14 protein-coding genes and 1 riboswitch are annotated in these 12,219 nt (G+C 74.4%); of the genes, 1 reads left to right on the top strand and 13 read right to left on the bottom strand.

The genetic code is table 11. The features are described from left to right. Positions 1–17: 17 nt before the first annotated feature. The 8 genes from ACSNOB_RS20625 to ACSNOB_RS20590 all read right to left on the bottom strand — a co-directional run bounded on the left by ACSNOB_RS20625 (position 18) and on the right by ACSNOB_RS20590 (position 7,153). Complete coding sequence (locus ACSNOB_RS20625; RefSeq protein WP_436688110.1) at positions 18–788, bottom strand: thiazole synthase; 771 nt, start codon at positions 786–788, stop codon at positions 18–20. A 4-nt stretch (positions 789–792) separates the two neighbouring features. After that, on the bottom strand, positions 793–993 hold the full coding sequence (gene thiS / locus ACSNOB_RS20620; protein ID WP_436688109.1) for a sulfur carrier protein ThiS: 201 nt from the start codon (positions 991–993) through the stop codon (positions 793–795). Continuing rightward, positions 984–2,144: a glycine oxidase ThiO gene (gene thiO / locus ACSNOB_RS20615; protein ID WP_436688108.1), complete on the bottom strand. Its 1,161-nt coding sequence runs from the start codon at positions 2,142–2,144 to the stop codon at positions 984–986. Before thiO ends, thiS begins: the two co-directional genes overlap by 10 nt. Beyond that, the gene (gene thiE, locus ACSNOB_RS20610; protein WP_436688107.1) at positions 2,138–2,764 is read right to left on the bottom strand and encodes a thiamine phosphate synthase; all 627 of its coding nucleotides are present in this window, start codon (positions 2,762–2,764) and stop codon (positions 2,138–2,140) included. Before thiE ends, thiO begins: the two co-directional genes overlap by 7 nt. Next, positions 2,759–2,867: riboswitch (TPP riboswitch) on the bottom strand. (Overlaps the previous gene by 6 nt.) A 162-nt stretch (positions 2,868–3,029) precedes the next feature. After that, complete coding sequence (locus tag ACSNOB_RS20605) at positions 3,030–3,974, bottom strand: aldo/keto reductase (protein ID WP_436688112.1); 945 nt, start codon at positions 3,972–3,974, stop codon at positions 3,030–3,032. Between the two features lie 58 nt (positions 3,975–4,032). Further along, positions 4,033–4,830 carry a nucleotidyltransferase domain-containing protein gene (locus tag ACSNOB_RS20600; RefSeq protein ID WP_436688106.1) on the bottom strand — a complete coding sequence of 266 codons (798 nt, stop codon included), beginning with the start codon at positions 4,828–4,830 and terminating at the stop codon, positions 4,033–4,035. Further along, positions 4,827–6,506, bottom strand: a complete 1,680-nt coding sequence (locus ACSNOB_RS20595) for an ABC-F family ATP-binding cassette domain-containing protein (protein WP_393105585.1) — start codon at positions 6,504–6,506, stop codon at positions 4,827–4,829. The genes ACSNOB_RS20600 and ACSNOB_RS20595 overlap by 4 nt, the downstream gene beginning before the upstream one ends. A gap of 41 nt (positions 6,507–6,547) precedes the next feature. Further along, entirely contained in the window at positions 6,548–7,153 is a 606-nt protein-coding gene (locus ACSNOB_RS20590) for a class I SAM-dependent methyltransferase (RefSeq protein WP_436688105.1), read from the bottom strand. A gap of 135 nt (positions 7,154–7,288) precedes the next feature. Here ACSNOB_RS20590 and ACSNOB_RS20585 point away from each other — a divergent pair, with 135 nt between their 5' ends. After that, positions 7,289–8,413 (top strand): hypothetical protein, encoded by a 1,125-nt coding sequence (locus ACSNOB_RS20585; protein ID WP_436688104.1) that lies wholly within the window; start codon positions 7,289–7,291, stop codon positions 8,411–8,413. Positions 8,414–8,552: 139 nt separating this feature from the next. Here ACSNOB_RS20585 and truA read toward each other — a convergent pair whose 3' ends face one another. From truA to rpsK, 5 genes are all read right to left on the bottom strand, one after another. After that, positions 8,553–9,383 (bottom strand): tRNA pseudouridine(38-40) synthase TruA, encoded by an 831-nt coding sequence (gene truA / locus ACSNOB_RS20580; protein ID WP_436688103.1) that lies wholly within the window; start codon positions 9,381–9,383, stop codon positions 8,553–8,555. 68 nt (positions 9,384–9,451) lie between these two features. Continuing rightward, on the bottom strand, positions 9,452–10,012 hold the full coding sequence (gene rplQ / locus ACSNOB_RS20575) for a 50S ribosomal protein L17 (RefSeq protein WP_436688102.1): 561 nt from the start codon (positions 10,010–10,012) through the stop codon (positions 9,452–9,454). 34 nt (positions 10,013–10,046) lie between these two features. Next, a complete protein-coding gene (locus ACSNOB_RS20570) occupies positions 10,047–11,069 on the bottom strand; it encodes a DNA-directed RNA polymerase subunit alpha (protein ID WP_013735931.1) in 1,023 nt (340 codons plus the stop codon). Positions 11,070–11,168: 99 nt separating this feature from the next. Further along, on the bottom strand, positions 11,169–11,795 hold the full coding sequence (gene rpsD / locus ACSNOB_RS20565; protein ID WP_393105593.1) for a 30S ribosomal protein S4: 627 nt from the start codon (positions 11,793–11,795) through the stop codon (positions 11,169–11,171). A gap of 14 nt (positions 11,796–11,809) precedes the next feature. Further along, entirely contained in the window at positions 11,810–12,217 is a 408-nt protein-coding gene (gene rpsK, locus ACSNOB_RS20560) for a 30S ribosomal protein S11 (RefSeq protein ID WP_007073011.1), read from the bottom strand. Positions 12,218–12,219: the final 2 nt, after the last annotated feature.

The raw sequence follows: 12,219 nt of genomic DNA, 5'->3' as shown, positions 1-12,219 counted from the left end.
GGTCGAGGCGGGGCGGGTCACAGGTCGGGCCGCCCCTCGTCCGGGGTGGAGGCGAGGGCGTGGAAGCGGCGGGCGATCCGGCCCGCCCCGTACGCGAGCCGCCCCGCCTCGACCGCGTGCCGCATCGCGGTGGCCATCGCCACCGGGTCGGCGGCGCGGGTGACCGCGCTGGCCAGCAGCACCGCGTCGCAGCCCAGCTCCATGGCCAGCGCCGCGTCCGAGGCGGTGCCGATGCCGGCGTCCAGGATCACCGGCACGTCGACGCTCTGCCGGATCAGCCGGATGTGGTGCGGGTTCGACACGCCCAGACCGGAGCCGATCGGCGCGCCCGCCGGCATCACCGCGGCGCAGCCCACGTCGGCGAGCCGCCGCGCCAGGATCGGATCGTCCGACGTGTACGGCAGCACCACGAACCCGTCCGCGACGAGTTCCTCGGCGGCGCGCAGCAGCTCCACCCCGTCGGGCAGCAGCGTGCGCTCGTCGCCGATCACCTCCAGCTTCACCCAGTCGGTGTCGAACGCCTCCCGCGCCAGGTGGGCGACCTTGACGGCCTCGCCCGCCGTGTAGCAGCCGGCGGTGTTCGGCAGCAGCCGCACCCCGCAGCGGTCGAGCAGGTCCAGCAGGCCGCCCGCCGTGCCGGGGGCGGTGTCGACCCGGCGCAGGGCCAGGGTGACCAGCTCGGTGCCGGAGGCACGGATCGCGTCCTCCAGCACGCGCAGGTTCGCCGCGCCGCCGGTGCCGAGGATCAGTCGGGACGTGAAGCTCACGCCGCCCAGGTCGAAGTTCACCGCGTCACCCGCCCTGGGCGGCGCTGAGCACCTCGACCCGGTCGCCGTCGCGCAGCACGGTCGCCGGCCAGCCCGTGCGCGGCACGACCTCCCCGTTGACCGCGACGGCGAGGCCGCGCTGCTGGTCGGTGACCGCGCGGACCAGGTCCGCCACCGTCGAGCCGTCGGGCAGGCTGCGCCCGGCGCCGTTCACCGTCAGTTCCACGTGTGCTCCTCCTCGGGTGCGGACGCTCCGGGCCCGGTCCGACCGTCGACGGCCGGGACCGCCGTCGCGACGGTGGCTGCCGGCGCGAACCGGTCCGGGGTGAAGGGGGCGAGCAGCGGGTCCGCCGCCCCCGTGACGACCAGGTCGGCGATCAGGTCGGCGGTGACGGGGGTGAGCACGATGCCGTGCCGGTGGTGCCCGGTCGCGGCGAGCACGCCCGGCCGGTCCGGCAGCGGGCCGAGGATCGGGGCGTTGTCCGGGGTGCCCGGGCGCAGGCCGGCGAGCGCCTCGATGAGGTCGTACTCCGCCAGCTCCGGCAGCAGGTCGACGGCGGCGCGGAGCAGGCGCAGCACCGCCCCGGCGGAGACGTCGGTGTCGGCGCGCTCCTCCACGGTCGCGCCCACCACCACCTCCCCGTCGTGGCGAGGGACGAGATAGACGTGCTCGCCGTCGGCGTACCCCCGGATGACGTGCCGGAAGCCCGGCGCGACGCCGCCGGGCGCGCGGAGCCGCAGCACCTGGCCCTTCACCGGCCGCACCGGCAACCCGGTCAGGGCCGCCGCGCCGCAGCCGGCCGCGACCACCGTGACGCGGGCGTCCACGTCGGACAGCCGGCGCACGGCCGTCGGCACCAGCGCGGCGCCGGCCCGCTCGGCGGCCACCCGCAGCGCCGGCACCAGCCGACGCGGGTCGACCTGGTGGTCGGTGGCGGCGAGCGCGCCGCCGCGCACCCGGGGCGCCAGCGCCGGCTCGCGGTCCCGCAGCGCCGATGGGCGCAGCGGCGTCACCGGCAGTCCGAGCCCCTGCTGGTACGCCCACAGCCGCCGCGCCTCGGCCAGGTCGTCGGCGGTGAGCCCGACCATCAGGGTGCCCTCGGTCCGATAGCCGATGTCCGCGCCGGTGGCGGCGGTCAGCTCGGCGGCGAAGGCCGGCCAGCGGGCGGCGGAGGCGGTCAGCAGCCCGGTCAGCTCGTGCTCACCGAAGTACGCCTCGGCGACCGGGGCGAGCATCCCGGCGGCGACGTGGGACGCGCCGGAACCGGGGGCGGGGTCGTGCACGACGACGCGGAGCCCGCGCGCCGCGCAGCGCCAGGCGATGCCCAACCCGACCGGTCCCGCCCCCACCACGGCGACGTCCGGTCGGCTCAGCACCCCAGCGCTCCCAGCAGCTCCGCCGTCGCCCGGGCCGGATCGGCCGCCCCGGACAGCGCCCCCACCACCGCCACCCCGTACGCCCCGGCGGCCAGCAGCGCGGGCGCGTTCGCCGCGGTCACCCCACCGATCGCGATGACCGGCACGGCCACCGCGTCGGCGACGGCGCGTACCCCGGCCGGGCCGATCGGCGCCGGCAGGCCGGTCTTGGTGTCGGTGGCGTGGCAGGGGCCCACGCCCAGGTAGCTGGCCCCGGCGGCGACCGCCTCGGCGGCCGTCCCCGGATCGCGGGCGGTGGCCCCGAGCACGGCGGCGGGGCCGAGCACCCGGCGGGCAGCCCCGACCGGCAGGTCGTCCGCGCCGACGTGCCCGCCGGCGGCGCCCACCGCCAGCGCCACGTGCAGCCGGTCGTTGACCAGGCAGGTGGCGTCGTACCGGGCGCAGAGCGCGAGCGCCCGGCGGGCCAGGTCGTACGCCTCCCGGTCGGTCGCGTCGTCGGTGACGCGGACCTGCACGACCAGCTCGGCGCGGGCCACCGGCAGGGCGGCCCGCAGCACGGTCAGCGGATCCCGCCCGGGTCGGGTGTCGGTGATGAGATGCAGTCGCCCCAGGGACGGCACGGCAACACTCCTCCCTGCGCCGGCATTACCCGGATCAGGTTCGACGGTCGGGGGCTCTCAGCCCCCCTCTCAGCCCGGTGCACCGGGCTCCCGTGGGTCACTTGCGCGTGTCACCGTACGACGGATCGCCGGATCCGCCAAGGGCGGGACGCGGATTTCACACCGAGCGTCCGATCCCGACGGCCGGGGCGGTGGGTGAGGGCCCGGTTACGTCATGCTGTCGGGATGCCCTCCGCCACACGTGTCGGGGCCGTGCCGGCGTGGCTCAGAGGATGACGCGCAGGGCGTCGAGATCCTCGTCGGTGGGCTGCCAGGCGCCCGCCTCCGCGTTGGCCCGCACCTGCTCGGGCGTGGTGGCGCCGGCGATCACCGACGTCACCGCCGGCTGGGCGGCAAGCCCGCCGATCGCCACCTGGAGCATCGACAGCCCCCGCTCGGCCGCGTACGCCTCGATCGCCTCGATGGTGTCCCAGTCGGCGGCGGCGAGGCGCTGGGCGTAGCGGCCGCCACCGGCGAGCCGGCTGCCGGCCGGCGGGGCCTGGTCGCGCCTGTACTTGCCGGTGAGCAGCCCGTTGGCCAGCGGGAAGAACGGCAGCATGCCGAGGCCGAACCGCTCGCAGGCGGGGATGACCTCGGTCTCGACCGAGCGTTCCAGCAGGCTGTAGTGGTTCTGCGCGCTGATGAACCGGGACCGGCCGTTGGACGACGCCACCCAGTCCGCGTCGGCGATCTGCCAGCCGGCGAAGTTGGAGTTGCCCAGGTAGCGCACCTTGCCGGCGCGGACCAGGTCGTCGAGCGCGGCGAGCGTCTCGTCGATCGGGGTGCCGGGATCGGGCTCGTGCATCTGGTACAGGTCGATGTGGTCGGTGCCGAGCCGGCGCAGCGACGCCTCCACGGCCCGGGCGATGTAGCGCCGTGCGCCCCGGGCGCCGAAGTCCGGGCCGTTGAGCCCGTGCATGTCCATGCCGAACTTGGTGGCCACCACCACGTCGTCGCGCCGGCCCTTGAGCGCCTGGCCCAGCAGTTCCTCGGAGCCGCCCTGCGGCTCGCCGTAGATGTCGGCGGTGTCGAAGAAGTTGATCCCGGCGTCGAGCGCGGCGTCGACCACCGCCCGGGTGCCGTCGAGGTCGAGCTTGCGGCCGAAGTTGTTGCAGCCGATGCCGACCACGGACACCACGAGCCCGGAGTCGCCCAGCCGGCGATAGGTCATCTCAGTCACGAGATCAACCCTATGCCGGCCGGCCCGGCCCGCGCCGCGTACCTCGGGTTCAGTCGAGCACGTCGGCGACGAGTCGACGGGCGGCGGAGAGCGTGGCGGCGAGTTCGTCCGGGGTGTGCCCGACAGCGCCGAGCAGCGCGTGTGACCGCCGGGCGAAATCGGGCGGGGCGCCCGGCAGCCGCCCGGCGGACGCGATCATGCCCTTCTCGTTGACCAGCCACCGCCCGGCCCGGGCGTGCAGCACCTGGGCGAGTACGCCGACCACCCGGAACAGGCAGCCGGCCACGTACCCGCTGTCGCCGGCCACCACCGCCTTGGCCGCGCCGTCGACCAGGAACCGGGCCTCCCACCCGCCGGCCGTCAGGGCGTCGGCCAGGGCGGGCGGGTACGCGCGGGTCTCCTCCCGCAACGCGGTCAGCTCGCCCGTCGGGTCGCCGAGCACGCGGCAGAGCGCCACCTCGCCGGCGTACGCGGTCGAGTAGAACCCGAGCGGGTGCCCGGCCTGCACGCCGACCTCGTAGCGACCGGCCCGGCAGTCGGCCCAGATCCGGTGCACCCGGTCGAGGTCGCGGTAGATCCAGTCGACCGCCGCCCCGCCGACGCGCAGCCACCCGCCGCCGTCGACCCACGGCCCCCAGCCGCCGGGCGGGGTCAGCTCGACCTCCTCGTCGGCGACCGAGGCGGCGACGGCGCGCAGCCCCGGCACGTCCAGCTCGCCCCGGTAGTAGAGGCCGAGGTCCCAGTCGGAGTCGGGCCGGTGCTCGCCCCGGGCCCGGCTGCCGCCGAGGGCGACGGCGACGACCCCGCCGACCGCGCAGAGGCGGTCGGCCAGGTCGGCGGGGATCACGCCACGTCCCAGACCGGCTCCGGGGTCTCCACCACCTCGTTGTCGCCCCGGAAGAGCACGAACCGGTCGAAGGAGCGGGTGAACCAGCGGTCGTGGGTCACCGCGACCACGGTGCCCTCGAACGCGGTCAGCCCGGCCTCCAGCGCCTCGGCCGAGGCGAGGTCGAGGTTGTCGGTGGGCTCGTCGAGCAGCAGCAGCGTCGCGCCGGACAGCTCCAGCAGCAGCACCAGGAAGCGTGCCTGCTGCCCGCCGGATAGGGTGCCGAAGCGCTGGTCGCCCTGCCCGGCCAGCTCGTAGCGGCTCAGCGCCGCCATCGCCGCGTGCCGGTCCATGCCGGCCCGGTGTTCGTCGCCCCGCCAGAGGATCTCGACGAGCGTCTTCGCCATCAGCTCCGGCCGGTCGTGGGTCTGCGAGAAGTGTCCCGGGCGCACCCGCGCGCCGAGCCGGGCCACCCCGCCGTGCGCGACCGGCGCGAGCGCCGCCGCGCCGTCGACCGGGCCGTTGGCCGGGTCCGGGTCGGTGCCGCCCCGGGCCAGCAGCCGGAGGAAGTGCGACTTGCCCGTCCCGTTGGCGCCGAGCACCGCCACCCGGTCGCCGTACCAGATCTCCAGGTCGAACGGGTAGGTCAGGCCGTCGAGCTCCAGTTGCTCGCAGACGACCGCGCGCTTGCCGGTCCGCCCGCCGGTCAGCCGCATCCGGATGTCCTGGTCCTTCGGGGGTACGGGCGGCGGCCCGGCCTCCTCGAACTTGCGCAGCCGGGTCTGCGCGGCCTGGTAGCGCGACGCCATCCCGTCGTTGTACGCGGCCTTCTGCTTGTACATCAGCATCAGCTCGCGCAGCTTCTGGTGCTCCTCGTCCCAGCGCCGGCGCAGCTCGTCGAGGCGGGCGTGCCGGGCCACCCGCGCCTCGTGCCAGCTCGCGAAGCCGCCGGGGTGCACCCAGGCGCTGCCGCCCTCCACGGCGACCACCCGGTCGGCGGTGTGCGCCAGCAGCTCCCGGTCGTGCGAGACGTAGAGCACCGACTTGCCGGACTCGCGCAGCCGGCCCTCCAGCCAGCGCTTGCCGGGCACGTCGAGGAAGTTGTCCGGCTCGTCGAGGAGCAGCACCTCGTCGGGGCCGCGCAGCAGCAGTTCGAGGGCGAAGCGTTTCTGCTGACCGCCGGAGAGGGTCCGGACGGGGCGTTCCCGGGCGGCGTCCCAGGGCAGGTCGAGCACGATGGTGGCGACGGTGTCGAAGAGCACCTCCGCGTCGTACCCGCCGGTCTCGCCCCAGGCCGCGAGCGCGTCCGCGTACGCCAGCTGGGCCTTGCCGGCGGCGGTGCTGTACTTGCCGCGCACCTCGGCCGCCCGCATGGCCGCCTCGGTCTCGGCGAGCCGGCGCCCGGCGTCGCGCAGCGCCGGCGGGGCCAGCGACAGCGCCAGGTCCGCCAGCGTGGACTCGTCGCCGATCATGCCGATGAACTGGCGCATCACGCCCAGCCCCCCGGCCCGGGCGATCGCGCCGGTCTTCACCGGCAGGTCGCCGGCGACCATCCGCAGCAGTGTCGTCTTGCCGGCGCCGTTGGGCCCGACCAGGGCCACCTTGGCGCCCTCCCCGACCCGGAACGACACGTCGGTGAAGAGTTCCCGGCCGTCGGGGAGGATGTGCCCGACCCCTGCCACGTCCACGTATCCCACGCGGGCATCCTGCCCGAGCACCCGCCGGGTGGCCCAACCATTTACCGGGTCACGCGCAGCACCCGGTAGCCCTTCTGGCTGGCGTGCCGCCCGACCTGGCAACCCTGCTCGACCAGCCAGCGGTGCAGCGAGTCGCCGCCCAGGTGGCGGGCGACGACCAGCCAGGCGACCCCGTCCGGGGCGAGCCGGGGCAGCCAGCGCAGCAGCATCCGGTGCAGCTCGTCCTTGCCGACCCGGATCGGCGGGTTGGACCAGAGCTGGGCGAACGTCACGTCGGCGGGCACGTCGTCCGGTGCGGCGACCCGCACCCGGTCGGCCGCGCCGACCCGTGCCGCGTTGGCCGCGGTCAGCTCGCGGGCCCGCTCGTTGACGTCGACGGCCCAAACGGTCGCCGTGGGCGCCGAGGTGGCCAGCACGCAGGTGATCGGCCCGAAGCCGCAGCCGAGGTCGAGCAGGGCGCCGGTGGTGCCGGCGGGCGGCAGCTCCGCCTTGCGCAGCAGGACCGCCGTGCCGGGGTCGAGGCGCGCGGCGGAGAAGACGCCGCCGGACGAGGCGAGGGTGTAGTCGCGGCCGGCGACGGAGAACTCGACCTCGCGCGGGTGGGCGGCCGTCGCGGGCTCAGCGGTGAAGTAGTGGTCGCCGGTCACGCCGGCAATTCTCGCACCGCCGTCGCCGCCGTCCGGTCGGGGTCCGGGGGACGGCCCAGCACGACACGAAACAGCTAAGCCCACAATTTTCCATTATTACCCCCTAAAGGGACAATGGCTCCTACTCTGGGCGTCATGGTGTATCGGTACGAGTCCGATGAGGACGCATACATGGAGTACCCGGAGCCCGGGTCCGACCGGTCGGTGCTCGGTGCCGGTCCGCCGCCCCCGGCCGGCCCCTCCCCGTCCCGCTTCCCGACGCCGTCGCTGCCCCGGGCCAACCAGGTCGCGCTGCCTTCCGCCGGGCCGGAACCGGTCCGCGCCGCCGCCCCGGTGCCGTCCCCGCCGCACGCGCAGGCGTCCCCCACGCCGTACGAACAGGTGCCGCCGGCACCGGCCGCACAGCTGCCGCCACCGGTCGAGCCGCCCCTGGCGGTCGAGACACCCGCGCCGGCCGGACGGCCCGTGCCACAGCGCGGCGGCGGCCGGCTGTGGCAGGTGCTGGTCGGCGGCGCGGCCGTGCTCGTGCTGCTCGCGCTCTGCGGCCTCGGCGCCGCCGCCCTGCTCGACGAGCGCGACAAGACGCCGCAGGCCACGCCCACCGGGCAGCCGGAGGTCGCCGAGTCGGCCGAGGCCGGGGCGCACGACCTGGACTCCCGGGACACCGACCAGGCGCCGCTGACGGCCAAGGAACTCTTCCCGGGCAAGCAGCTCGTCGTCGCCGACGGGCAGCCCGCCTACCAGGTGCTCAAGACCCACTCCAGCGCCAGTTGCGCGGTGGCGGCCACCGGGGAGGTCGCCGACCTGCTGGACCGCCTCGGCTGCAACCAGGTGGTCCGCGCCACGCTGCGGACGCCCGACGGCGACCTCCTGGTCACCACCGGCCTGTTCAACCTCACCGACCGGGCCAACGCCGAACGCGCCCGGGACCGGATCCGGCAGCTGCTCGACGAGCGGGAGGGCCGGTTCCGGGGCATGGCCGCCGACGACGACACCGAGGCGATCGCCACCGCGCCGGCCCGGGTCGGCTGGCAGGTGCGCGGCCACTACCTCGCGTACGCGGTGGTCGCCCGCAGCGACGGCGAGACCATCCGGTCCGGCGACACGAAGGCCCGCGAGGTCCTCTTCGACATGATCGAGCTGCACCTGAACCGGGGTGTGCTGGAGCGCCGCGCCGACGGCGGGACGGCCGGCCAGCCGACCGACGAGGGCGCGGACCGCACCGGCACACAGGACGGCGGGGATCTGCCGGGCGAGTGACGGCACCTCCGGTGTGGACGGGTGCGCGGGCCACGGGGCCGCGCACCCGTTCCGCGCGGCCCCACCGACGCCGGCACCCGCCCAGGTCGATCCGGGCCCCGCAGCAGGTCCCGCGCCCGGTCGTGCGCCGTCCCGGCGGTCAGCCCTCCAGGGGTACGCGCAGCCGCCGGGTCGCCTCGGCGCGGCGGGCGTACTCGGCCGGGTCGTCCGGGTAGCCCACGGCGACCAGGGTCAGCCCGTGCGCCGGCGCCACGGTCACCTCGCTGGCGCGATCCCGGCGGGTGAGCAGGCTGCCCGGCCACTCGACGGGCCGGCGCCCGTCCCCGGCGACCAGCATCGCGCCGACCAGGCTGCGCACCATCGCCTGGCAGAACGCGTCGGCCTGCACGGTCGCGACGAGGATGCCGTCCGGGTCCCGCCGCCAGTCCAGCCGGGTCACCTCCCGCAGCGTGGTGGCGTTCTCCTTGCGCCGGCAGTACGCGGCGAAGTCGTGCTCCCCCACCAGTCCCGCCGCGGCGGCGTTCAGCGCGTCCAGGTCGAGCGGCTTCGGCCAGGCCAGCACCTCGTGCCGGCGCAACGGCTCGGCGCCCCACGGCGCGTCGGTCACCCGGTACTCGTAGCGGCGGAAGGTGGCGGAGAACCGGGCGTCGAAGTCGGCGGGCACCTCGGCCATCGCCCGCACCCGCACGTCGGTGGGGAGCAGCCGGGCCAGCCGGCGCAGCAGCCGCCCCTCGTGCTCCCGCCACACGGCGGTGGGCAGGTCGACGTGGCACACCTGCCCGGTGGCGTGCACCCCGGCGTCGGTGCGGCCCGCCACGGTCAACCCGGTCGCCGTGCCCGCGCCGAGCACCAGGTCGAGGGTCTCCACGAGCACCCCGGCGACCGTGCGCCGGGTCGGCTGGGCGGCCCAGCCGGAGAAGCCCGACCCGTCGTACGCGACGTCCAGTCGGAGCCGGGTGCGCTCGTCCACTCGTACCTCCGCCTCATGGGTCGGGCCCGGCACCCCGTGAGGGATGCCGGGCCCGACGGTGGCCTGGATCAGGCCTTGTCGTTCTCGCCGGCCTCGTCGCTGTCCTCGCGGGCGGCGGCGGTGTCGCCGGACGCCGACACGGGCGCCTCGGCGTCCTGGTCGCCCGAGTTCGACTTCGGGGTCTCCTCCGCCGGGGCGAGCGCCTCGACCTTGTCCTGCTGCGCGGCCTTGCGGGCCGCGGTCTTCTTGTTCGCCTTCGGCTCGGCGACCTGAAGCTCCTCGACCAGCTCGATGATCGCCATCGGCGCGGCGTCACCCTTGCGCGGACCGGTCTTCACGATCCGGGTGTAGCCACCGTTGCGGTTGGCGTACCGGGGCGCGATCTGGTCGAACAGGGCGTAGACCACGTCCTTGTCCTTGACGACGCCCAGCACCCGCCGGCGGGACGCCAGGTCGCCGCGCTTGGCCTTGGTGATGAGCTGCTCGGCCAGCGGACGCAGCCGCCGGGCCTTCGTCTCGGTGGTCTGGATCTTGCCGTGCTGGAACAGCGCGGTGGCCAGGTTGGCCAGCATGAGCCGTTCGTGCGCGGGGCTGCCGCCGAGGCGGGGGCCCTTGGTGGGCGTGGGCATGCTTGGTGCTCCTCAGGTGTGGCGGCAGCGCGGACTAGAGCTGCTCGGTCTCGCGGTAGTCGTCGGTGTCGTAGTCGGCCTCGCCGAAGGCGTCCACGACGTGCGCCGGGTCGAAGTTCGGAGCCGAGTCCTTCAGCCCGAGACCCATCCCGGCGAGCTTCATCTTGACCTCGTCGATCGACTTCTGGCCGAAGTTGCGGATGTCGAGGAGGTCGGCCTCGGTACGCCCGATGAGCTCACCAACGGAGTTGATGCCCTCGCGCTTGAGGCAGTTGTAGGAGCGGACGGTCAGGTCCAGCTCCTCGATCGGCAGCGCCAGGTCCGCCGCGAGCTGGGCGTCCTGCGGGGACGGCCCGATGTCGATGCCCTCGGCGGTCTCGTCCAGCTCCCGGGCCAGACCGAACAGCTCCACCAGCGTCGAACCGGCCGAGGCCAGCGCCGTACGCGGACCCATCGACGGCTTGGTCTCGACGTCGATGATCAGCCGGTCGAAGTCGGTCCGCTGCTCGACACGGGTCGCCTCGACGCGGTAGGTCACCTTGAGCACGGGCGAGTAGATCGAGTCGACCGGGATCCGGCCGATCTCGGCGCCCGCCTGCTTGTTCTGCGCCGCCGTGACGTAGCCGCGGCCCCGCTCGACGGTCAGCTCCATGTCGAGCCGGCCCTTGCCGTTGAGGGTGGCGAGCTTGAGGTCCGGGTTGTGCACCGAGACGCCGGCCGGCGGCTGGATGTCACCCGCGGTCACGTCGCCCGGGCCCTGCTTGCGCAGGTACATGCTGACCGGCTCGTCGTGCTCGGAGCTGACGCAGAGCTCCTTGATGTTCATGACGAGCTCGACCACGTCCTCCTTGACACCGGGGATCGTGGTGAACTCGTGCAGCACGCCGTCGATCTTGATCGAGGTGACCGCCGCACCCGGGATCGACGACAGCAGCGTACGCCGCAGCGAGTTGCCCAGGGTGTAGCCGAAGCCCGGCTCCAGGGGCTCGATGGTGAACCGGGACCGGGTCTCGTTGATCGACTCCTCGGAGAGGGTCGGTCGCTGGCTGATGAGCATGTCTTCTCTTCTCTTCCGGGGCGCCCGCCATATGACGCCCACGACAAACTGTTCCGGTGGCCCGCCCCCGTGAGGGCGGGCCACCGCAACGAGCTCCGACTACTTGGAGTAGAGCTCGACGATCAGCTGCTCCTGGACCTGCGTGTCGATGACCTGGCGGGCCGGGAGCGAGTGCACGAGGATCTTCATCTGGCTGGGGATCGCCTCCAGCCACGCCGGCACCGACCGCGAACCGGCCTGGGCCTGCGCCACCAGGAACGGGGTGAGCTCCTTGCTCTTGGCCCGCACCTCGATGATGTCGTGCTCCTTGACCCGGTACGACGGGATGTCGACCTTCTTGCCGTTCACGGTGAAGTGACCGTGCTTGACAAGCTGCCGGGCCTGGTCACGCGAGCTGGCGTAGCCGGCCCGGTAGACCACGTTGTCCAGCCGCGACTCGAGGATCTGCAGGAGGACCTCACCGGTCTTGGCCTGCTTGGCCACGGCCTCCTCGTAGTAACCGCGGAACTGCTTCTCCAGCACGCCGTAGACGCGGCGGGCCTTCTGCTTCTCACGGAGCTGGAGCAGGTACTCCGTCTCCTTCGTGCGGCCGCGGCCGTGCTGCCCGGGCGGGAACGGCCGGGACTCGAACGGGCACTTCGGACCATCGCACTTGCTGCCCTTGAGGAACAGCTTCATCTTCTCCCGCCGGCAACGGCGGCAGTCAGCACCGGTGTAACGAGCCATCTCTCTCTAACCTCTCAGACCCGGCGACGCTTCGGCGGACGGCACCCGTTGTGCGGCTGCGGCGTCACGTCGGAGATCTGACCGACCTCCAGGCCCACGGCCTGCAGCGAACGGATGGCGGTCTCCCGGCCGGAGCCGGGGCCCTTGACGAACACGTCGACCTTGCGCATGCCGTGCTCCATCGCCCGGCGCGCGGCGGCCTCGGCGGCGAGCTGCGCGGCGAACGGGGTCGACTTGCGGGAGCCCTTGAAGCCCACCTGGCCCGCGGAGGCCCAGGAGATGACCGCACCGGTCGGGTCCGTGATGGACACGATGGTGTTGTTGAAGGTGCTCTTGATGTGCGCCTGCCCGTGGGCGACGTTCTTGCGTTCCTTGCGCCGGACCTTCTTGACGGCGGCTCCGGCACGAGCCTTCGGTGGCATAA

It is taken from the genome of Micromonospora sp. URMC 106 (assembly GCF_051386395.1).
Taxonomy (GTDB): Bacteria; Actinomycetota; Actinomycetes; order Mycobacteriales; family Micromonosporaceae; genus Micromonospora.
The sequence above is the reverse complement of the archived record's forward strand: the minus strand, read 5'-3'. Positions and strand labels throughout refer to the sequence as shown.